This is a genomic window from Lacibacter cauensis (assembly GCF_007830055.1).
Taxonomy (GTDB): domain Bacteria; phylum Bacteroidota; class Bacteroidia; order Chitinophagales; family Chitinophagaceae; genus Lacibacter; species Lacibacter cauensis.
Map to the genome: position 1 here is coordinate 771,384 of NZ_VLLE01000002.1, position 24,681 is coordinate 796,064.

General features: G+C 41.6%; 11 protein-coding genes. 1 reads left to right on the forward strand and 10 read right to left on the reverse strand.

What is annotated here, in order from left to right; translation table 11 throughout:
* Window positions 1-36 precede the first annotated feature (36 nt).
* The 10 genes from IQ13_RS03335 to IQ13_RS03380 all read right to left on the reverse strand — a co-directional run bounded on the left by IQ13_RS03335 (window position 37) and on the right by IQ13_RS03380 (window position 23,051).
* The gene (locus IQ13_RS03335; protein WP_144884479.1) at window positions 37-3,150 is read right to left on the reverse strand and encodes a SusC/RagA family TonB-linked outer membrane protein; all 3,114 of its coding nucleotides are present in this window, start codon (window positions 3,148-3,150) and stop codon (window positions 37-39) included.
* Window positions 3,151-3,404: 254 nt separating this feature from the next.
* On the reverse strand, window positions 3,405-4,925 hold the full coding sequence (locus IQ13_RS03340; protein WP_144884481.1) for a sulfatase: 1,521 nt from the start codon (window positions 4,923-4,925) through the stop codon (window positions 3,405-3,407).
* A gap of 57 nt (window positions 4,926-4,982) precedes the next feature.
* Complete coding sequence (locus IQ13_RS03345; RefSeq protein WP_158637291.1) at window positions 4,983-6,482, reverse strand: alpha-L-fucosidase; 1,500 nt, start codon at window positions 6,480-6,482, stop codon at window positions 4,983-4,985.
* Between the two features lie 129 nt (window positions 6,483-6,611).
* The gene (locus IQ13_RS03350) at window positions 6,612-8,141 is read right to left on the reverse strand and encodes a sulfatase family protein (RefSeq protein WP_144884483.1); all 1,530 of its coding nucleotides are present in this window, start codon (window positions 8,139-8,141) and stop codon (window positions 6,612-6,614) included.
* Window positions 8,142-8,146: 5 nt separating this feature from the next.
* Window positions 8,147-11,293: a beta-galactosidase, LacZ type gene (gene lacZ, locus IQ13_RS03355; protein ID WP_144884485.1), complete on the reverse strand. Its 3,147-nt coding sequence runs from the start codon at window positions 11,291-11,293 to the stop codon at window positions 8,147-8,149.
* Window positions 11,294-11,447: 154 nt separating this feature from the next.
* Window positions 11,448-15,503 carry a hybrid sensor histidine kinase/response regulator transcription factor gene (locus IQ13_RS03360; protein ID WP_158637292.1) on the reverse strand — a complete coding sequence of 1,352 codons (4,056 nt, stop codon included), beginning with the start codon at window positions 15,501-15,503 and terminating at the stop codon, window positions 11,448-11,450.
* Window positions 15,504-15,775: 272 nt separating this feature from the next.
* Window positions 15,776-17,230 (reverse strand): sulfatase-like hydrolase/transferase, encoded by a 1,455-nt coding sequence (locus tag IQ13_RS03365; protein ID WP_144884489.1) that lies wholly within the window; start codon window positions 17,228-17,230, stop codon window positions 15,776-15,778.
* A gap of 39 nt (window positions 17,231-17,269) precedes the next feature.
* Window positions 17,270-18,706: a sulfatase-like hydrolase/transferase gene (locus IQ13_RS03370; RefSeq protein ID WP_199758157.1), complete on the reverse strand. Its 1,437-nt coding sequence runs from the start codon at window positions 18,704-18,706 to the stop codon at window positions 17,270-17,272.
* Between the two features lie 6 nt (window positions 18,707-18,712).
* Entirely contained in the window at window positions 18,713-20,356 is a 1,644-nt protein-coding gene (locus tag IQ13_RS03375; RefSeq protein ID WP_199758158.1) for a right-handed parallel beta-helix repeat-containing protein, read from the reverse strand.
* A gap of 256 nt (window positions 20,357-20,612) precedes the next feature.
* Complete coding sequence (locus IQ13_RS03380; RefSeq protein WP_242009470.1) at window positions 20,613-23,051, reverse strand: bifunctional YncE family protein/alkaline phosphatase family protein; 2,439 nt, start codon at window positions 23,049-23,051, stop codon at window positions 20,613-20,615.
* Between the two features lie 271 nt (window positions 23,052-23,322).
* Between IQ13_RS03380 and IQ13_RS03385 the strand changes: the two genes are divergently transcribed.
* Window positions 23,323-24,666, forward strand: coding sequence for a GH1 family beta-glucosidase (locus IQ13_RS03385; RefSeq protein ID WP_144884495.1), 1,344 nt, complete (start codon window positions 23,323-23,325; stop codon window positions 24,664-24,666).
* Window positions 24,667-24,681: the final 15 nt, after the last annotated feature.

The following is a 24,681-nucleotide window of genomic DNA, read 5'->3' on the forward strand; positions in this document are numbered from 1 at the left end:
AAACATTTTTTTAGAGGGTTTTGCCCTATCGGTAGTTTATAATTTTACGTTTAAGCCAAATGTGTACACTTTGTACAGCGGTACGTTTTGATCGGTGTTGCGGCCTCTGGCTCTTTCGGGATCAAAGTTTTCAAGCTTGGTAAACGTTAACAGATTTTGTCCGCCAACAAATACACGCACTTTTGATAAACCAATACGCTTAATGAGTGCTGATGGTAATGAGTAGCCGATTTCCAGATTACGCATACGGAGGAACGATGCATCCTGAATATAGAAGGATGAGATGATGGCGTTGCTGTAACCACCTAATCTTGGTAATTTGGCAGAAGGCGTTGTTGGCGTCCAACGATCCAACCAATACGTTAACACATTGTTTCTGTCGCCTTCAAAGGGTAACTGGCCATTGTCGTACAGAATACGATCTACATTACCAATACCTTCAAACAATACATTCAAATCAAAACCTTTGTAATTGAGGTTTGCATTGAAGTTGTAGATCCATGAAGGATATGGATTACCAATGATTGTACGATCAAAATCATTTACCAAACCATCGGGTTTGCCATCAGGCCCCGAAAGATCTGCATACCTGATATCGCCTGGCTTTGTTAATGCCGGATTATTAAATTGTTTTGGTGCGTTGGTTACTTCATCAGCTGTTTGGAAAATACCAAGTGCTTTGTAGCCGTAATACGCATTGTAAGGTACACCTACACGGATGATACTTACACCGCTGATGCTTTCCAAGCCACGATCGCCCAGGCCGGTTACTTTGTTATCTGCAAACTTGCTTACACTTCCACCAACGCTGTAAGTTAGTCCTCCTTTGATCCGGCCACGATAATTTACAGCTACTTCAACACCTTTGTTGATCATGCTCGCTGCATTAATTGCCGAAATATTGGTAACGCCAATTGATGATGGAATCGGAAAGTTGCTGTACAATAAATCGTAACTGTTACGGTTAAAATAATCTGCAGTAATAGTTAAACTGTTCCTGAACAATCCTGCATCAATACCCAGATCGTATTGCTTAATTGTTTCCCATTTTATATTCGGGTTTGCCAATGTGGTAACTGCCGCTGCACTTACAATACTGGTTCCAAGAAAATAATCGAGGCCAACATTATAGGTTTGTGCATACAGGTAGTTGGCAATATTATCGTTTCCGGTAATACCCCAGCTGGCTCTTAATTTCAAATCAGAAATCCAGTTGATGCTACGCATAAATTTTTCTTCGCTTATGCGCCAGCCTGCTGATGCAGAAGGGAAATTTCCGTATCGGTAACTCGAACCAAATCGAGAAGAAGCATCTCTTCTTACATTTAATTCAAGCAGGTATTTACCATCGTAGCTATAGTTTACTCTTGAAAATAAAGACTGTAAAGCAAACTCTGAAGCACCACCTGTAACATTTGGTTCTGTAACACCACCTGCATTAAACTCCTGCAGACCATCTGTGGGGAAGTTTTTCAGTGAGCCTGCAAAACCATCATTACGGCCGTACTGCACAGAATGTCCTAAAAGAACAGATACATCATGTTTGTCTTTGAACTTATGTGCATAGCGCAGAATGTTTTCGTTGAGCAAACGATAGTTGAATGCTGTACTGTTGCGTAAAACGTTTAACGGGTTTTGTGCTACCACTTGTCCTGTCCAGTCGTATGTTGCGTTACGTGGTGTAAAATCAGATTCCTGACTGTTGAAAATATTAAAGCTGCCACTTGTTTCGAACGAAAGATCTTTTGTAAAGTTGATGTTTATACCAAAACGATTGGCAAAATTTAATTCATCGCTGCTGTAATCGCCAAGATATCCTCTTCTGATTGCATTCGTGATGGGGAAGCTTGCGTTTACCGAGTAATACGATCCGTCTATTGTACCATACTCGCCATTTTTATAATAAACGGGAACAGTTGGTGATGAACGCTGGAACTGATTGATGATCCCGGTTTCACCTGTTATGGCATCGGCACCGCCGGTAGGGCCGGTAAATCTTGACCAATAAGCGTTCGATGAATTGGAAATAGAAAGCCAGTTGGTAAGTTTTGAATTTAAGTTTAAACTTAAATTATAACGACTCGATTGAAACTTACCACGCACCACTGCTTCCTGGTTCAAATAGCCAAACGAAGCACGGTATGTTGTACGGTCGTTACCACCCGAAAAAGAGATGTAATGATTTTGAATGGGTGCTCTGCGCAAAATTTCTTTTGCCCAGTTGGTATTGGCATAACGGTCTGGATCTGTACCGTCACGCATTGCCTGTATGTCTGCTACAGAATAACGCAGTGTTGTTGAAGGACCATTTCTGTTGATGTCTGCTTCATTTTTCAACGTTGCATAATCCGGTGCGTTTAAATATTTGGGAACAACAGTTACTTCCTGGAAGCCGATGTAGTTGTTATAAAGAACACTCATCGATCCGCTCTTTCCTTTTTTCGTGGTAACAATAATTACACCATTTGCACCACGGGCACCATAGATAGCACCTGCAGAAGCATCCTTCAGTACTGAAATACTTTCAATGTCTGATGGAGAAAGATTGTTGAACACGTTCAGGTTGTCATATTGAATATTATCAATCACCACTAATGGTGTAGATGAACCAAAAGTTCCCACACCTCTGATGACGATGCTTGATGCATCGGCACCGGGTAAGCCACTGCTCTGTGTTAACTGCACACCGGAAAACTTACCATACATCAACTGTCCGGAGTTGGTTACCGGTTGGTTTACCGACTCATCTAACTTGAGTGTTTGTGTAGCACCGGTTTGATTGATCTTTTTCTGTGTACCGTAACCGATAACCACTACATCCTGCAACGCAGCAACTTCAGGTTCCAACTTAATGGCAATAGCCGAAGAGCCATCCCAGCTAAGTGTGTAGGTTTGATAGCCAACACTGCTGAATACAAGAACAGGCTTTGCAACAGATACGTTTAAGGTGAAAAAACCTTTTGCGTCTGTTGTGGTTCCTTTAGATGAACCTTGCTGTACAACCGATACGCCTGCAACAGGTGTGTTGTCCGACGCATTGATGACTGTACCACTAACAGTAGTTGATTGCGAAAATGACTGCAGGCTTAGTAAGAGGAAGAAGCAGAGTAAGCCGATGTGAGAGAGTAAAATCCTTTTAAGCACAAGCATCGTTTCAGTTTTAGTTTGATTTAGAAATACACAACTAAGTACGCAACTATATGTTACTTGACAGGTGGGTTAGTGCTTCAAAAAAGCGGTGTAATTCGTTCAACAGCGATTACTTGAAAAGGGGTAGTAACGAAGAGATTTCTATACAAATGAGTGTTTCACTGCATGTGTGTACAGCATTACTTTTCCGCAGCAAACATGCTAACTATTTGTTGCTTCGAAACAGTAATTGCTATTCTGCAAAAGCCGAAATTTTATTCGTGTTCGGTGTTTGTTGAAGAAACAGCAGCAGGATTATAAGCAGGGTTTTTAAAAGGCATAAGTGCGTGGGTGGCTTTTAACCAATCCAATAAATCTTTTTTAAGTTTAGCGGCAATTACGGGTTTGGATGCTGCGAGATTATTTTTCTCCGCAATATCCTGTACCACATCATACAGCTCTGTACTTTCATCCTCGTAATTGTAAATGAGTTTGTAATTACCTGCACGAATGGCTGAACCTGGCTTGCCACCCTGGTTGCTGTAATGCGGATAATGCCAGAATAATTTCCGGTTGTTATAGCCCTTCGGTTTTTTCAACAGCATTAAAATATTTTCACCATCAATGCTTTGCTCTTTTTGATAGTTTCGATTGATCGCTGCTGCAATGGTTGGAAATAGATCGGCTGTTGTAACCGGTAAATCAGATGTAGTTCCTGCAATGATCTTGCCTTTCCAATACATAATCAACGGTACACGAATACCACCTTCGTACAACCAGCCCTTCCCTGCCCGCAACGGACCATTTACTGTTGGGCTGCCCTCGGCAGTACTTAATCCACCATTGTCTGATGTAAAGATCACCAATGTATTATCATCTAAATTCAACTGCTTGAGTTTATCCAGTATGCGACCAATGTTCCAATCCATATTTTCCATCATGGCTGCATAGACAGGCTGATCCTGTACCAATCTTCTTTTCCATCCGTCTTCGTATTTCATCCATGGTTCATCTTTTGCAAAACGTTGGTTATTTGTAAGGCCGAGTTGCTTTTGTTTAGCCTGGTACTTTTTAATCAACGCAGCAGGTGCCTGTAATGGATTGTGCACAGCGTACATTGAATACATTAATAAGAAAGGCTTTTGCTGATTACGCTCGATAAATGCAAGACTTTCGTTGGTTAAGCGATCGGTTAAATATTCACCTGCCGGGCCATCCGGTAAGGTTGGATTTTTATACGGCGTAAAAAAGCCGCCAGTACTGTCGTTGATTCTTCCTGTGGGTGAGCCTTTGCTCCATCCGCCGATATTTGTTTGAAAGCCCTGATATTGCGGCCAATATTTTTCCTCTTCACCTAAATGCCATTTACCGGCAAAGAAGGTGCTGTATCCATTTGCAAGTGCATACTCTCCGATTGTTTTTTCTTCGAGTGCCAATTGGTAAGCGGTGGGTTGTGCAATTAATTTTTCATAAGGCTTTGCTTTGCCATCTTCCTGCCGTCCTTTGATCCAATCGGTAACGCCGGTTTTAACCGGGTACTTGCCTGTCATCATCGTTGCACGTGTAGGACTACATACCGGGCAGGTGGCATAACCTTGAGTAAAACGAATTCCTTTTGCAGCCAGTTGATCAAGATTAGGTGTTTCGTAAAATGTACTGCCGTACGATGTAAGATCGACCCAGCCCAGATCATCGGCAAGAATTACAATTATGTTCGGTTGTTGTTGTTTGGTTTGCGCAGAAGCAGGCTGCAGTAAACATAAAAATGAGAATATTGCAAGGAGGTTCCGTAACATAAATTATTCTTTAATGATCAGGATTGCTGATGATACCTGTATAACGCCGTCCAGTTTTTAAAAATTGATCACCGACAGCTCATACACCGAAGGCGGTGCAGTTGCTTTCAGTACGTTCAATCGTAATTTACTGGTTGCATACGTTTTTGGAAAACGGATGACTTTACAATCGCCCATTGGCTCTGTGCCTAAGTAAATAGTTTGCCATTGTCCGTTCTGCCAAATATCAATGCTGTATTCCTTTATTCTGCCGTTTCTTATCTGCGAAAATCCGTCAGGTAGATTTTTTGTATCCTGGTATTCAAAGATGCTGATCTTATTAAATGCTTCAGCAGGATTGAGTTCAATGGTTAATGCAGCTGTTGTATCGGCAGCAAGCCAGCGGCTGTCTAAACTTCCGTCATTTACAAATGAGGCACTGTAGGTAATGTCTTTATCTGCAGCTACACTGCTTGCTGCAGCAGGTTTTAACAGCGAAATAAATCTTCCGTTTTTAGGCAAAGGTTTGTTGGGCTTAATGCCCAAACGTTTTCCCAATTCAATTACTGCAAGCGCTTCGTATTCTCTGATGCGTCCGGTTTTGTCGGGCGGTACATTTATCACCAGCGAATTATCATTATCGGTACACCAATAAAATAATTCTTCCAGCTCATCCAAAGCACGAACAGGAAGTTGCTCCGATTTTTGAAACCAGTTCCATCGGCTGCTTAAGCAAATGGTATGTTCGTAAGGCAGGTAATACGATTTTCCTTCGTGCAGGTATTGCTTCTTATCGAATTTGGTAATGATCTTTGGATCCCACAACCTGAAATCGCTGGGGAAATAATGAAAGAAATATTTATTGTCTTCTGTCATTAATGAAGGCAAAGTAAATTTTCGTTTGCCTTCTTCATTTACGATGGTGTGATTAACGCTTACTGCACAATTGGGGTTGTACTGCTTTACCAGTTTATACACTTGGTCAATACCCCAATCAGTGGGATTTCTTTTCCAGCCACCATCCAGCCAGAGTTCACAAATAGAGCCATAGTTGGTAAACAGTTCTTTCAACTGATTCAACATAAAATCAATATACTTCTGCGGATTGGGATCATTGAACGTAGGTTCATGTCTGTCCCAAAGCGAATAATAAATGGCGAATTGCAGTCCGTATTTTTTGCAGGCATCGGCAACAGCTTTTACCACATCCGTTTTAACGGGTGATGAAGCCACATCGTAATCGGTATACTTACTATCCCATAAACAAAAGCCATCGTGATGTTTGGTGATCAGCAACACATAACGAAAGCCAGCTTCTTTTGCTGTACGTACCCATTGATCGGGATCGAGGTTGGTTGGATTGTATGCACTGGCAGGTGTAGTACCATCCGACCATTCTAGATTGGTAAATGTGTTCACACCGAAATGGATGAACATACCATACCCACGTTTGATCAATTCTTTTTGTGCAGTATTGGGTGCAGTAGCCGGTTGCAACAGTTGTGCAGAAGCATGCATGCAGGTTATTCCAAATGCAAGGAATAAAAGAAAAGCCTTGTAGTTTATTCGTAATGGCATGCAATCATTTTTACGCAAGATAACTTGCTGAAAAATTCCAATGAACGTCTTTCCCGCTTTTGTGCAATGGTTTGCGCTGTATACAAAGAAGCGAAGTATTGCTGTTCTGGAATACTTCGCTTCTTCAATTTATTTCTGCTTGATGTTATCGAGTTTGAGTTTCATTTCTGCAACCCGCTCAGGATAAACTTCTGCAAGGTTTTTTGTTTCGCCGGGATCATCAGCCAGGTTATACAATTGCGGCTTCGGATCATTACCCAATTCCGTATTGGTATCCTTGTTGATCTTTGGCCCTTTTGATGGTTCAATGTATTTCCAATTACCAATTACCAACGATAGTGTAGAGTTAATGGATTGCTCCACTAAATATTCACGTGGTTTATTGGTTTGATTGAGTAAAACCGGCAAATAGTTTTTGCTGTCGGGCGCCTGGCCTGCTTCCACTTTACCACCTGTTAACGCAGCTAAGCTGGCGTACAAATCTACCTGGCTGAACAAAGCAGTATTTACTTTGCCAGGTTGTATCTTCCCTTTCCAGGTTACAATAAACGGAACTCTTGTACCTGCTTCAAATGCACTGTATTTACCACCACGATAAATACCGTTTGGTTTATGGTTACCTAACTTTTCAACTGCATCATCTTTGTATCCATCATCAATTACCTGGCCGTTATCGCTGGTGAAAATGATGAGTGTGTTCTCCAGCAATCCGTTTTTCTTCAACACTTCTTCAATTTGTCCAACTGTCCAATCCAATTGCAGCAGCACATCGCCTCTCGGACCAAAGCCGCTCTTGCCTGCGAAACGTTCATTGGCAACACGTGGCACATGAATATCGTGTGTAGAAAAATACAAGAAGAAGGGATTTGCTTTTTGCTGCGTAATGTATGCGGTTGCTTTCTGAACAAGTATGTTCGCAAAGTCTTCATCTTTCCAAAGTGCAGCAGTACCACCACTCATGTAACCAATGCGGCTGATGCCGTTCACAATCGTCATATCATGTCCGTGCGATGGATGCATTTTCAACAACTCCGGATTTTTCTTGCCGGTGGGTGCATTTGCATCAACAGGGCCGGTATAACTAACTTTTATCGGATCGTTTTTATCGAGATTAACAACATTGTGGTTTTCGACAAACACACATGGCACACGATCGCCTGTTGCAGGAATTAAGAAGGAGTAGTTAAAACCAATTTCAAGCGGGCCCGGCTTAATCACTCCGTTCCAGTCTGCACCGTTTGCATCGCCTAATCCTAAATGCCATTTACCAATCACCGCTGTATTGTAACCGGCTTTTTGCAACATGCCGGGTAATGTTGTAGTTGCAACAGGAATGATCAGCGATGCATCGCCGGGAGCAATACCTGTTCCTTCTTTACGCCATGCATATTTTCCTGTAAGCAACGAAAAGCGTGAGGGTGTACATGTGGCAGATGTTGCATGCGCATTGGTAAAACGCACACCATTCTTTGCCAAACGATCAATGTTTGGTGTAGGAATAGCCGATGTACCATAGCAACCAACATCGCCATAACCGAGATCATCGGTATAAATTAAAATAATGTTTGGCTTTTTACTTTTGGTTGGTTGACCTTGTACTGCAGTACATACTGAAAGTACAAACGTTGCAAGCAATAATCGGTTGATGAGTTTCTTCATATCATTTATTTTGTAACAGGCTCTATGATGTAACTGTAAGTATACTTATTCTTGGTTAATAAATAAGGTGGGTGTGGATAAGCCCCCCAACTGTTATCGCCTCCCACTCCTCGTTGGTTTAAATCAACATGTACAAATGTGAATTTCCGTTCGTTCAAATCGGAAGGATGCTGTTGTTTTTTGGTAACACCGGGATCAAGATCTTCAGTCATGTACGGCAATGCACTAAAGCAGATCGGCTGTACTCCCGTTATCTTAATACCGTTGTTTCCTGTATCGTACAACTGCACCCAACGAATATCGGTTTTATAGCCATTCTCCTGTGGCCTGATGTAATTTTTTACAAACTGATCTGCTGTTTTTTGTTGATAGATACCAACAAAAGCAGCGGTGTTTCTGTCGCTGTAATTTTCCCAAGGGCCTCTGCCGTAAAAATCGATTTGCGTATAAGTTTTCGGAACGGTTAAACGCATGCCAAAGCGGGGCATTTCGGGAAGCTTCTTGTTTTGCAGATCAATAGTCGCTGTTACTTTTACTGCGCCATTGTTCAGCAGTTCATACGTAATTACATAAGGTACGTCTACAGCTGTCATTCGATAGTAACAGTCAATCACGAATCCGTTTTTTGTTTGTTCGTAGACTTTCACTGTGTCAAGCTGCAACAGGTTATGTGCATTGCGCCAAAAACCTAAACGTTGTGGCATTTGGTTGCCAAAATCATTATCTGTTGGTGCTCGCCAGAAATAAGGTTCAGGGAATGTATTCAGCAACGAAACAGCATCCATTTGGTATGCAATAAATTTTCCTGTTTTGCTGTTAAAGCTGCCGCTGATTGCACCTGATTTAAAATGGATGATGTTATCTGCCTGTACTAATTCGAGTTTGCCTTGTCTTAAATTGCTTTGTGTAAAGAATTGCAAACTATTACCGCCAAACTGCTCACGTGCCACTTCATGTCCGGCTGGTACCAATGCTGTTGCTGTTCGTGTTACAGCATATACATTTAGCATCATTTCACTGCTTTCATCCAATACAGGTAAGTTCAGTTTTACTTCTGCTGCTGATGAAGGTTGCACAGCAATTGAAAACGTATCGGACTTGACTGCTACACCATTCTTCAACAATTCCCATTTAAATTGGTAGCCGGCAAGTGATATAAAATTGAAATTATTTTGTACTTGTATGATCCCGCTTTTCCAATTCCTGTCTTTAAAAACAATATCCTGGTACACTTTCTTTACTTCATAAATGCCGGGATGTGGTGAACGATCGGCTGCTACTAAACCGTTGGCACAAAAGTTTTCATCGTTTTGTAGATTACCTGCGCCAAAATCGCCGCCATAAGCCCAATAGGCTTTGCCGTTTTCATCTTTGGTTTTAAAGCCTTGGTCAACCCAGTCCCAAATAAAACCACCCTGCATATGCGGACTTGAGTTGATGATATCAAAATACTCCTGGAAGTTACCGCTGCTGTTGCCCATGGCATGTGCATATTCACACATGATAAAGGGGCGCTTCTTTGTTACATCTTTTGCATAATCCTTCATGTATTTAATGCTGGGATACATCGGACTGACAATATCCGTATTCCACTCCTCCATTGCCTGTTCAAACAATACGGGTCTGCTTTTATCCCGCTGTTTGATCCATTGATAGGTATCACGAAAAACTTTTCCATTCCCACACTCGTTGCCCATGCTCCAGATAATTACAGATGCATGATTTTTATCACGCTCTACCATGCGAACAACACGATCCTTTATTGCAGGAGCCCATTCCGGTTGGTATGCGGGATGATTCGTGGTATCAATTTTGCCGGGCAGCACACCCATACCGTGTATTTCCACATTTGCTTCATCCACCACATACAACCCGTATTCGTCGCAAAGTTTTAACCATAACGGATCGTTGGGATAATGCGCCGTACGCACTGCATTGATGTTGTGTTGTTTCATCAACTGAATATCTCTGATCATTAACTCTTTTGTAGGTACATGACCAAGGTATTCATCATGCTCGTGCCGGTTAACACCATGTACCATGATCTTTTTACCATTTACCAGCAGTTGTGCATTTTTTATTTCAACTTTTCTGAAACCAATTTTTACTGCCGTTGTATGAATGATTTTGCCCGAAGCATCCTGCAAACTGATGATGCAGTTATACAGGTTCGCTGTTTCTGCACTCCATTGTTTTGGTTGTGTAACAGTAGTTTTAAAAGAAACCTGTTGCAACGTATCTGCTGCATCTTTTACTTTCTTCTTTTGGCTGAAAAGAATTTTCCCCGATTGATCCTGCAACTCAACAGCAACAACTGCATCCTTGATGGGATTGTTTTTAAATTTCCGCAGAAATACATCTGCATTCAACAATCCATTTTTATACGACGCATCCAGGTCGGCATTTACTTCCATGTCCCAAATGCTTAATGCAGGCAACGCATAAATAAACACATCCCGTTCAATGCCGCTTAAACGCCAAAAGTCCTGGTCTTCGAGGTAGCTCCCATCATGCCAGCGAAATACCTGTACGGCCAGCAGGTTCTTTCCTTTTTGCAAATACGTTGTAATGTTAAACTCTGCCGCAGTTTTTGATGCTTTCGTGACGCCTGCTTTTTGTCCGTTTACATACACAAACGCACAGCCGGTGATAGAACCAAAATGCAACAACACATCTTTACCATTCCAGTTTTCCGGTACTGTAAATTCTTTTCGGTAAGTGCCAACCGGATTATCGTTACCAACGAACGGCGGATTTTTGGGAAAAGGATAAATGATGTTGGTATAGATAGGAGTACCAAAGCCTTTTAGCTCCCAGTTTGATGGGACAGGTAAGGTATTCCATCTGGAGTCGTCGTATGTTGTTTCAAAAAAATTACGTGGCCCTTTTGAAATATCCGGAGCGTAGAAAAATTTCCAATCGCCGTTCAACGACTGATAAAAAGATGAACGCTGCATATCATCCGACAGTGCATCTTCTTTTTTATTGAACAACACAAACGAAGTATGGGGTGCTTCCTTATTTTCATCTACAATCTTTGGATTTTCCCATGGGGCATGTTGGCTCTGTGCGCTGCAAACTGAAATTTGAAGCAATAGAACAAGCAAACAACAGATACGTGCAAGACAATAATTATTTAGACAAGCTTTCATTACAATGTGTTTTCAAAACCTTTGCTGTAACTACTACATAAAGGCATGAAATAACAGCTAAATTATTATAGCTGCAGTACCTGTTCTTTTCAAAATAGGGGTGCAAACGTAGCAGAGCCTGTTAATGCACTGCCCTTGCAGTAATGTGTGATTGTTATTTTTTGTACTCTGAAGGTGATACGGAAAATTGTTCCTGAAAGCGTTTTCTGAAATATTTGATATCGTTGAACCCTGCTTCATACGCCGCTTCTGTTACCGAGTACTTTCCGCTCTCCAGTAACTTGGCTGCATAATTTAACCTGGCGGTGCGGATAAATTCATTGCCCGACATACCTGTTACGGCTTTGAGTTTACGGTAAAAAGTTGATCGGCTCATAAACATGAGGTTGGCCAGGTCATCGTTATTAAAATTACTGTTTGAAATATTTTCTTCCACCAGCTTCATCAACTTGGCCAAAAACTCTTCTTCAAATGTTTTGATCTCAAAATTACCTGTGCCCAGCAGTATCCGTTTAGCATATAATTCTTTCAGCGTATTACGGGAGTTGATGAGGTTTTGAATATGTACCAGCAGCAACTGCGAGTTAAATGGCTTGGGTAAATACACATCGGCCCCTTCACGAATACCCTGTACATGATGCTCCATATCAGATAGTGCAGTTAAGAGAATGATCGGAATATGCGATGTGTCTTTATCTGATTTGAGCTTCCGGCACAATTCAAGACCATCTACTTCAGGCATCATTACATCGCTGACGATGAGATCAGGAATTGTTTCAACTGCTTTTTCAATACCTTCTCTGCCATTGGTTGCTGTAACTACTTTAAACGAAGGCGATAAAATTTCGTAGATGTACTGCAGCATATCTGCTTCATCTTCCACCACCAGGATAATCGGTTGTTCCTGGCTGATCTGCTCTTGTTCGTCCTGCATAATATCTGAGTTTAAATGTTGTTCAATGTTTTCAGCGTTGTGGTTCAAAGGTTCGGTTGGAATATTCAGTAGTGATTCTGCAACGGTTAGCGCCGGTAATGTAACAGTAAACAAACTGCCGTTAACGCCATCACTTTTTGCTGTAATAGTTCCGCCATGCAGTTCCGTTAATTCTTTTACAAACGAAAGCCCGATGCCTGTACCGGAAATGGTTGTGGCATCTTCTGCTCTACCCCTGTAAAACCGATCAAAGATCCGGTCAATTTCATTAGGGGGAATCCCTCTTCCGGAATCCTGTACACTTATTTCGCAGGAGCGATTTTCTTTTTTCTTAACGCTTACCGTAATACTTCCACCATTGGGCGTGAATTTAAACGCATTCGACAGAATATTAAAAACGATAATCTCCAGCTTGTTGTGATCAAAGTTAAACGAGAGATATTTTTCCTGTGAAGTAAACGTGTACGTAATATTTCTTCTGTCTGCTTCATCGTTAAATAGGATGCAGATGCCGTGGCAAAACGAAATCATTTCACCCGGTTGTAACGATAATTTTAAACTTCCGGCTTCTGCTTTTTGATAATCGAGCAGCTGGTTCACCATCCGCAACATGCGCTTCGATTGTTTCTGTATCAGGCGAAGACTTTTTTCAACTGCAGCATCCAATTTCTTCCGTTGCAGTAAATCATCCAACGGCCCCAGTATAAGTGTTAATGGTGTACGGAATTCATGCGAAATATTCGTGAATAATCGTTCCTTAAAATCGGCTAATTTATTTTCTTGTTGGCGTTCAAGTTTGCTCAGCGTTAATTGATTTTTTAATGCCTCCTGCCGTAAACCAAGATAACGTGTTAACCATAACAGAAATAGGAAAATTGCAATGTAAATACTGTATGCCCACCAGGTTTTCCATGGTGGTGGCAGAATTTTTATGGTTAATTCATGCGATGCAGGATTCCATCTTTTATCGCTATTGCTTGCTTTTACCTGTAGCTTGTAAGTACCGGGCTGCAAATTGGTGAACGAAACCAGGCGTTTGTTACCGGCATACACCCAATCTTCATTAAAGCCCTCGAGCTTGTACATGTATTCATTTTTATCGGGTGCATGGTAATCGAGTGCAGCAAACTCAACCGAAAAGATATTCTCTTTATGGTTCAGCGTAATACTCTCCGTCTTATAAAATGGTTTGTTTAAAAGCACACTGTCTGCTTTACCTGTACCAAATTCGTATGGGATATTGTTGACGGTTAAATTGGTAAAGTAGATCGGCGGTTTAAATTGACTGATTTGAATACTATCCGGAAAAAAATAAGTTAAGCCTTCTACTCCACCAAAGAAAAAACGACCTGCTGCATCTTTACAAAAAGCGTTTTCAGAAAAAACAATTGATTGTACGCCATCCCGTTTATCGAAAACAGCAAATGAATTGTTCGATTGATTAAAACGGATAATGCCTTTATTGGTACTCATCCAGATATGCCCTTTTTTATCAGGAATCACCGCATGAATATAATCGCTGGGCAGTCCATCCTTTGTTGTGTAACTTGTAACTGTCAAGTCTTTGCCGTTATATCCGGTAATCTTGTTTACGCCGTATTGTGTGCCAGCCCAAATGTTTCCATAGTTATCTTCTGCTAAACATAGAATAGTATTGTTGCTGATGCTGTTCTTCTTTTCATTACTCTGCGTAAATACCTGGAACTTGTCGGTTGCCGGTTGATACAGGTGTAATCCTTTATAAGTACCAATCCACAGCCGCTTTTTCGAATCAACCAGCAAACAACTTACTCGTTCGTTTTGTAACGCACCTTTAACGCCATAAGCAGGCTGATAATTTTTAAACAATGGTTTGTTTTGCTTATCATAACCCGTAATACAACTGAGACCGCCTTCCTGTGTGCCGATCCAGATGATGCCTGAAGAATCTTTTACTATTTGTGTTGTCTTTTTCGCACTGATGGATATAGTACCTTTTGGTACAGGAATGAATAGTTCATGGGCTTTTGTTTGTTGTCCTTTATTTAAGATACGTATCAAGCCTTTGTTTGTACTTACCCATAAATAATCGCCTTCCTGCAAAAACGAGCGGCTTTCATAGGGCAAGTTGGGCGCATTCGGAATTTGAACGTCATCAATTTTTATCTCGGTAAAATTGCTCCAATTGGCTGAATACTGTATACCGCCGCCTTTTGTACTTAGCCATAATTTATTAAACGGATCTACATACACCGAAAGCACATGTGTACTGCCAGAGAGCGTATTCTTTTTGTTGTCGTATCCAATATTGAAAAACTTTTTCTGCTTCAGATCGAATTTAAAAACGCCGGAACCATCCGTGCCTATCCATAATAAACCGGAAGGGTCTTCCTGAATTGTTAGAATGATCTGGTTATCGTTGGTGTAAATACCGGGAATTTCTAAATGTATTTTTTCAAAGCTTTCTGTTTTACTGTTGAAACGATTTAAACCGCCTCCCCATGTACCCACCCACAACGTACCTTTCGAATCGAGTAAAATACGATAGGTGTTGTTGGAACTGAGTGTGGTTTCGTTATTTTTTTGATGCCTGTAGTTTTTAAATGCTTTGGTAGAGAGATCGAACCGTATCAATCCTTCGTTCCAGGTGCCCAGCCATAAACAATTGCTTGCTTTATCGTTGACAATGGACGTAATGTTGACAGCGTTGATGCCGAAATTATACGACACATCATTAACAAGACTTGAAGTAAAATGTTGTAATCCGTTGTTTGTTGCCACCCAGTAACCGCCTTTGCCATCAGGTTGTATATCGAATGTTTTCCAAACACTGTTGAGAATTGTAAACTCGCCTGTTTTTTTATTGAGGTATTGAAACCCTTTCCATGTACCAATCAATAATTTTTCGCTGTCGGTATCTAAAATGGAAAGAATATAATCGGCGTTAAATCCGGTGCTGTTTGGATTATTGTTTGGATAGTTGGAAATTTTTCCGGTCTCCAGATCATATCCACTCAGTCCGCCCGATTTTGTACCAATCCAGATGTTATGCTGTTTCCCATTCTGCAAGACTTCAATGGATTGACTTAACAAGTTGCTTCCTTTGCCGAAATCGTTTTTGAGCAATTTCATTTCATAGCCATCGAAGCGTTGTAAACCACCTCTTGTACCAAACCAGATAAACCCGTTTTTATCCTGTATGATGGAAGTAACTTCGTTGTTCACCAACTCGCCCGTTATACTGATAAACGAACTGGCCCGTTGCGTATAACCGGTAAGGGCTACAGCAATTAACAACAGCAGGCAAGCATATTTTTTTATACAGGACGACAAAGCGTTTCTAAATTAATCGTTAACCGAACTTACAATTTAGATGAATTCCACGTTAGTTGAAGTTTTTTTACAGCCTTGCGCTAAACTATAAAAACAGTAATAACGAAATAAATAAAATGACCAGTAAAAAATAGATGACTGCCAGTTTAATATTTAACCGTTGATTGTTTTTTTCAATATTTCCCGTTTTTTGCTTTGTAAACATGCTGTTGTGTTATTTATCAGGTTACGAACATCTATTTCTTTAAACGGAAGGTTGCCAATTCTTCAGGATTGCGCACTCGTACCTTTCGGTTATTCATTAAATCGTCGTGAATCATCAATGTAATGGTATCCCACATTGCGCCTTCAGTCCATATGGGTTTCATTTTATCTTTTTCCCAAGTAAGCAGTTGTTGCTTCATCGATGAAAAGATTTGGGGTTGTTGTTGCCGCAGATCGTTTGTTTCGCCGGGATCCTGGTTCAGATCATACAACCGCTCGCCCAGCCCTTTTACCCGAATCAGTTTGTATTGATTGATGCGGATTGCGGCTGCAGCATCTTTACGCCAAACCAATTGTTCGTGCGGTTGCATTTTTTTATCTGCAGTTAAGAATGGCAACAGACTTACACCGTCTAACCCGAGTGATGCTGTTGGCTGTACACCTGCTGCATCAAGTGCTGTTGGAAAAATATCCAGCGAAGAAGTAAGTCCTGTAAAGTCTGTTCCGCCCGCAAATCGTTTAGGCCAGCTAACTAAAAACGGAACCCGGTGTCCGGCTTCGTATTTATTTCCTTTAAATCCTTTTAATGGAAAATTGATCGATTGGTTATTGTGTGCGCCGCCATTATCGCTTAAAAAGAAAATAAGTGTATTCTCATACAAACCTTGCTTTTTCAGTTCATCTGTTATTTTACCAACTGCACGGTCGAGTGCAAACGTCATGGCTGCAAGTTTTTGGCGGGGATGGTTGGCAAATCTGTCCATGTCTTCTTTACTCGCTTCCATTGGTGTATGAACAGCATTGGGTGCCCAGTACATGAAAAACGGGTGCTTACTGTTTGCTCGGATGTAAGCAGCTGCTTTATCAGCCAGCACATCGGTAAGGTAACCTTCGAACTTTATCTGCTGTTGATTTTCGATCAATGCATTTTTTGCTCCTTGACGATCATCTTTATCCGGTCGGTAAAAATAACTTCGACCACCACTTAAGAAACCATAGTAATATTGAAAGCCTTTTTGTAACGGATGTTGCTCGGGTTTAAAACCCAAATGCCATTTGCCAAATGCAGCCGTAGCATATCCTTGTTGCTGCAACAGTTTGGGGATGATGGTTTGTTTGGTATCCATCCCTGTATACCCGTCTCCTTCGTTGCATTCGTAACCAAAGCGCTGTTGGTATTTGCCGGTTAACAAACCCGCTCTCGACGGACTGCACACAGAAGCGGTAACATGTGCATCGGTAAAACGTACTGCAGTTGCGGCGAGCTGATCAATATTCGGCGTTTGCAGATCTTTCGATCCCATAAACCCAAAATCAGCATAACCTGCATCATCAATCAGTATCACAATGATGTTTGGTTTTGAAACTTGCTTGTCTTTTTTAAATCCACTGTTGCCAATCAACAATGCAACTAGCAGCAAAGAAAACAAACAGCCCGCTACATAGCAGCTTCGTTTGTTTTGTTTTATCGTTTGAATATATCTCATGCTGATTTTATATGTGATCTTGTGCTGTTGTACAGCAGTTTATTTTTGTGGCGCTGCTTTTTTCTCCCGTTCGTAGATTTCTTCCTGGTTCAGTCCGTAGAAAATTGGTGCAATTGTCAGAGCTTCCCATTTTCGTCGCTGCTGCTCAAAACTGTTGAGCAAGTTTTTATCATCCACATTTGTTTTCTCATCAATTTCTGCTTTCAGATTGTAGAGATTGAAAACCGAGTCTTTCAGAATGACTTCTTTAAATCCAGACTGGTGAAGTACAGCATAATTCTTTTGATCAAATTGTCGCCAGAACAAATACGCATGCGGCGATCCTTGTTGTTTTGATTGTAGATAAGGCAGGAGATTGACACCATCTAATTGATTCTTTGGAGAACTACTCTTTCCGATGTTCGAAGCAATTGTTACAAAAATATCCAACGATATAACGGGTTGATCGTATTGCGTGTTTGCCTTGATCTGTTTGGGCCATTGCATGGCAAACGGCACTTTTATTCCGCCTTCAAAAAGAGATCCTTTGCCACCACGCAGCGGACCGTTATCGCTGCCATTATCATTTTCCGGACCGCCATTATCCGAAAGAAAAATGACAATCGTATTTTCTGTAAGCTGCAGTTGTTGCAGTTTGTCTAACACCGCACCAACGCCATCGTCAACGGCACTAACCATGGCTGCATAGGTTTTACGTTTCGGATTTTTGATGTGTTCGAAACGGCTTAAATATTTCGGTGTAGCCTGCAAGGGTGCATGCGGTGCGTTATAGGCGAGGTAAAGGAAAAATGGTTGTTGCTTGTTACGCTCAATAAAAGAAACAGCCTCTCTTGATAATGCATCCGTTAAATATTCACGCTCTTCAACAACCGTGTTATTGCGGATGAGTTTGGTACGATAGCTCTCTGCCTCATTCTTTGCACTATCCTGCTGTGCAATGGTATATTCTTCCGGAAGATAGCGATGCCCACCGCCGAGGAAACCAAAAAATTCGTTGAAGCCACGGTTCCATGGACGGAACTGTTGATGCACACCTAAATGCCATTTGCCAATGCCCATCGTATTGTAACCATTTTGCTTTAGCAGTTCCGGTAATGTTTGCTCTGTTAATGGCAAACCAATTGTTGCATCAAACGGGCGATACAAGGGATTGCGGCTGTAACCAAAACGATCCTGGTAACGACCCGTCATTAAACCGGCACGGCTGGGTGCGCACACCGCATAGCTAACGTAGCCATTTGTAAATACAACACCATTCTTTGCAATGCGATCGATATTCGGTGTGGGAATATCTTTACAACCCGTAAAGCCAACGTCGCCATAACCTTGATCGTCTGTAAGAATGATGATAATGTTCGGCTTCGTTTGATCCGTTACCGTTTCTGATTTTGATTTTTTTGTAAAGGCCCAAGCCGTTGCAATAAGCAATATTGCAGTTAAGCCGACTATACGTTGCTGAATTTTTCTATTCTTCACAGGCTGTTATTTATGATTGGTTTTTCCGTTTTCAGTTACTTCAATTGCTCCGATATCGGGTTTGCCAACAATACGATTGCCCAGTATATCATGCTCTACCTTCAAACCAATTCGCAAACCGATACTGTCGTTTGGAATCGGGAGAACAGCAATGCCTTTGTTCTTAATCAAATTGCTATTTGATGGCCGGTAATCCTGCAGCTGTACAGTTCCTTTTTTGATAAATTGTGGATCACCAAAGAGCGGTGCTGCATCCTGCAATGGAATATCTGTTGGCCAGTTATCTGCACGCAGAAAAAGATTATTCATGAACACTACATTCGGCACACCATCAACATCCACTTCTTTTTTCTTCTGATCGCCTGCAACCATTTGGGCCGCTCCTTCAAAATAAAAAATGTTATTGGCAATCAGTACGCCATCAGCACTGCTGCTTACAGCTACTTTCGGAATTATATTTTTAGCAACGTAAATGGTGTTGTTGTAGAAATAACTGTTGTATGGACCGGCATTTTTCTTTTCATTGCCCTGGTAACCACTAAGCCAGAAAATTTTCCCTTCCTGGAACGCACCATTTTCTCCTTTTACCCGATGACCATCATTGATGCTGATGTTGTAGCGGTAAGCACAGTTATAATTGTTGCCTAAGATCTCGCAGAATCCGCCTGCATTATTGGCGCTGAGATTGTACTGTATTACTACATCGCTGCAGTTATAATCAATATGTACACCTGCCGAATCACCAGGGCCATTTGCATGTTCAAAACGATTGTGCTCAATAAGTATATTGCTGCAGCTCCACGTCCACAATCCACTGCCTCTTCCCCAGTTTCTGCTATCGGCTGTTGATCCGGAATGATCGATTGTGTTGTGATGAATGTGGCCATCTGTCACTCCGGAAAACTGCATGCCCGGCCCTCCCGTTTGCGATACACTGCAAGCTGCAATTTCCAGTTGCTGAATACCGTTGACGTTAGCCGTTGCTTTTATACCTGTATGACTTACGTTGAATACGTTTGACTTGAGAATTTTTATACCCGTTAACTTTCCGGCTTTCGTATTATTGATTACACGAATACCCCATCCATAACTCTGTGTACCGTTGGCCGATTTTACCTCTGCAGCTGAACGTGTAAAACCGGGCTCATTGTAATACACATCGTGTACCAGCACATCTGTAAGTTGTATCTGCTGAAACAAATCGTCTTTCGTTATTTCAACTAAAATTCCGCAACGCATTTGCGCTTTATTGTTGCTATTGTTTGCAGTGTAAGGTTTTTTGCCGGTGAATTCAATTCCTGTAACATGAATGAACGAAGAGTTTTGAATGAGTAAGGCATTCAATTCTTCGCCAGCATCAATCACAGGTTTTGCCTTGTTTCCTTTAAACGGATAACTGCTGACCACCACCGGGTGCTTGACATCGGCTTTCACATCAATCAATGATAACATGCCGGTAAAAACCTGGCCTGTTGCCAACAGAATGGAATCGCCGGCTTTCAGTTGAATCGTTTTTAGCGGTGATATTGTTTTCCAGCAATCTGTTTTGCAGGTTCCTTTGTTTGCGTCGTTGCCTGTAATGCTGTTGATGTAATAATTCGTGGCATTTGCTGAAAAGCTTATGCAGAGAGCCTGTAGAACGAACAGCAAAACAACGACGGTTTTCATTTGAAGCTGGTAGTTAGAGTGGTGTAAAATTTTACTTTAAATGTAGAATTGTAATAAGCCCGGGCCGGTTACGGAAAGTTCAAGAAAGCGGTATAGATGTGTCAAATCTTTTATCCTTCAGTTAATGCTGTTGTTTAAACGAAAGAAGAATGAAAACGCTTCATCCTTTTTCTACATCTTATCGAGTAAACAAAACGCCCCGTTGATTTTAACGGGGCGACTTATTCATGTTGATAGACTATTTCTTTCGTAGAGGTTTTTCTTTGTCTTCCTCCTCCTCATCGTCTTCTTCTTTTAGTTTTACAAATGCACTGCGTCGTGGTGCCGGCATTGGAGAGTCTTCACCCTTTACTGTTTTCCAAACAATTTCGCTGAAGATGAGATCGGGAATGGTATCTTCTTTTCTGAAATCGAAACTGTTGCTGAGTCTTGCACTGGCGGTGTTTTTTGTGTTGCGTTCGTTGAGGTTAATGTTAGATGGCAATGCAACAAACGTTTTGTAATTGGGCGTTGCGGTGAACGAATTCCACATGGGTGTAGCTGCTGCATCGTACTGACTCATGGGAGGTAAACCAAGAATTAATTCCATCGTGCGCAACATCGAGGAAGTTGAATACATGGTGTGATCTGCAAAGCCACGCTTCACAAAAGGACCAGCAACATACGCAGTAGTGCGATGTGCATCCACATGATCCGATCCGTTTTGTGCATCATCTTCTACAATAAACACGGCGCATTCTTTCCAGATGGGACTGTTGGATAAATACTCAACAAATAATCCCACAGCAAGATCATTGTCTGCAACATGTGCAAAGGGTGTTGGACGACCTGTGCGTTGCCCTTCGGTATGATCGTTACCGAAACGAACAGTATTGAATTGCGGTACAGCATTCACCGCAACCAGCGAATCGAACTCCCTTTTCCATTGGTAAAAACGTGTGGTGTCACGCACGGCTAAATCATAACCCGTAAAATACGTGCATACATGATTTTCCAAAGCAGGGATGTTGGGCTTACCATCATCTGCAAATTCACCATAGGTTCGATAGCTTACACTAGCACGCTTACAATAATCCCAGATAAAGCCTTTTTTCGGGTTGGCAATTTCCCGTTTGCCTTCGCCGGGATAAGTACCTCCTCTTCCGCCATAACTTGTTACCCAGTTTTTTTCGAGATAATCCGTTGCATTTGCAGAAGTGCTCCAGTTATGTCCATCGGCACTTACTTCACCATCAGCATAAAAATTATCGAGCAGTACAAATTCTTTCACCAGCTTGTGCTGATTGGGGGTCACTCTTTCACCAAACAACACAATACTTGTATCGCCATTTCCTTGCGGAACATCGCCCAGCACCTGGTCGTAAGTTCTGTTTTCCTTAATTAGATAAAACACATATTTAATGGGTGAAGGTTGTCCTACCTTCATCGGTATCGGGTTACCTGCTTCGCCTGCAGCATGCAGTTCTTTTGTTTTACTGTAAGGCGTGTTGGTATACACAGCTTTCGAATAAACGGCCAATGTCGTTTCTGATGGTTCATCAATAATCGAAAGTGTTCCTTTCATTAAGCCGCCAATATATCCCGAACGGACTCTTACAGTGGTATCACCAACATGATGTTCAACTGTCTGCTCCGGTCTTGTAGGATTGGGCCCTGTTGGATTTGCAAACGAAGAAAAACCTTTGCCATTTGCGACGAATATTTTTTTACCAATTACTTTAATATTTGATGGATACCAGCCAACAGGAATAAATCCTTTGGGACGGCTCTTACCTGCATTCGATACATCGAATACAGCCAGGCAGTTATTATCGGCGTTGGCGACGTACAAACTTTTTTCATTGGCAGACAAAGCAAGACCGTTGGCGGTTGAACCTGCAGGTGCATCGGGGTACAAAGCCGTATTCAATACTTCCAGTACTTTGAGTTGCTTCGTATCAATTACAGAAACACTGTTATCATTGGCATTCGCAACAAGTAACAACGATCCGTTTTTATTCAATAAAAGCTCGTTCGGGTTATCACCTACAACTATTTTTGAGCTGATACTGCGGGTAACAGTATTAAAAACAACAACTGCATCGCCGCCCCATAGCGAAATATAAAGTTCTTTTCTGTCGGGCGACAGCATACATGCATATGCTTCGCTACCTAATTTTTCCTGATGAAGAATTTTCTTGCTGGCAAGATCCACGATGTACAATGCATTGTTTTCTTTTGTTACAACATACAATAAACCGGCTTTATCATCGATGCTGATACCTGTGGGCGAAATTTTTACCGGCCATTTACCACCAAGCTGAATACTGTCTTTCAGTTGCAGTTTATTGTTTGTAATGGCGTATTGTAAAATCCAGTTATCGTTACCGCCCGATGCATAAAGAAATTTTTCATCTTCACTGAACGTAAGTCCGTACCACGATTTTGGAATAATGATACTGTGCAGAATCTTTTCTGCTTTCGGATCGATGAGCTGAATACTTTGTACGCTTTGTCCGTTATTAGTAACCGCCATGTAGCGTTTAGTTTTTGATACGGCTATATTCAGCGGCAGATCACCCAAAGGCAACATCCTTCCGGCAGGAGAAAGCTGCCAGCCATTCGGTAAACGTACTCTCGATTTGTTTAGCTGTTGCTCAACGGTTGGGCTTTGTTGTGCAAAAACTGTTTGACTCAAAAAAAGAAGACTGAAAAGAAATTGAAAAGACCGCATAGTGAACCCATTAAATAGTTTGTAAATATCCTCACCCGGTAACAACCGAAAGGTAGTAAACATTATGAAGCTGAACAGCTATTTAAACAATACGCTTGTTTCGAAATAAAAAGCGGCTGCATAAAATTGTGTGCAATTTGCACGAACCTTTAAAAGAACAATTACAGTTCATAAAAGATAGTAATTCGTTAACACAGCAATCGTGCAGAATCATCAACTTCGGTAAAACATTTTCTTGCAATACTCAGCTTCAGCTTTTGGTAACGATTTTTTGTGGGGTGTGGCTATTGCGGCTGCACAAAACGAAGGCGCCTGGAATATTGATGGCCGAGGACCTTCTATCTGGGATGTGTTTGCACGCAGGCAAGGCAAAATAAAAGGTGGAGCAAGACCAACTGACAACTGCGATTTCTACCATCGGTATAAAGATGATTTGCTGCTGGCAAAAGCACTCGGCTTTCATGTGTTTCGTTTTTCGTTTTCATGGAGCCGCATTTTTCCTGATGGCATTGGCAAAGTAAACAAAGAAGGCGTGGCGTTTTATCACAAGCTGATTGATGAATGTTTGCAGCTGGGGTTAATACCGTTTGCAACAATTTATCATTGGGATCTGCCGCATGCACTGCAAAAAGAAGGCGGCTGGACAAGCGTACACCTACAAAAATGGTTTACCCGTTATGCAACATTTGTAGCTGAAGAATTCGGCAGCAAGGTAAAACACTGGATTGTGTTAAACGAACCCATGGGCTTTACTTCGCTGGGATATATGCTGGGTAAACATGCACCGGGGAAAACCGGTTTGGAAAACTTTTTTCCTGCTATCCACAATGCGGTTCTTGCACAGGCCGAAGGCGGACGTATTGTACGTAAGCATGTTCGTAACGCAGTAATCGGCACCAGCTTTTCCTGCAGTGAAGTACTACCCTTCAGCAATAAGAAAGAAGATATGGACGCTGCAAAACGATTGGATATGTTGTTGAATCGTTTGTTTATTGAACCTACGTTGGGACGAAACTACCCGCATGATGATTTCCCATTGATGGATAAGCTGCACATGCAAACAAAAGCCTGGCGTTATACCGACCGCATGCAGTTTGATTTTGATTTTATTGGTGTGCAGAATTATTTTTCGGTGACCGTTAAACACAATGCACTCATCCCTTACATACAGGCTTCTGAAGTAAAAGCAACAACAAGAAAGGCACCGCATACTGCTTTGGGTTGGGAAATTAATGCTGATTCGTTTTACCGTATGCTGAAGCGTTACTGGAATTATGGCAGTGTAAAATCAATTATTGTTACAGAAAACGGCGCCTGCTTTAAAGATGTGTTGAAGAATGGTGCGGTGCACGATGCAGAACGCATTGCTTATTTTCAGCAATACATTAGTGCCATGCATAAAGCAAAGCAGGAAGGCGTAAACGTAAAAGGTTATTTTGCCTGGACGTTAACAGACAACTTTGAATGGAGCGAAGGATTCAATGCACGGTTCGGTTTAATACATGTTGACTTTAAGACACAGCTACGTACGATTAAGGACAGTGGTTACTGGTGGAGAAATTTTCTGCTTGCAAAATAAAAAGAAAGCCGGCTG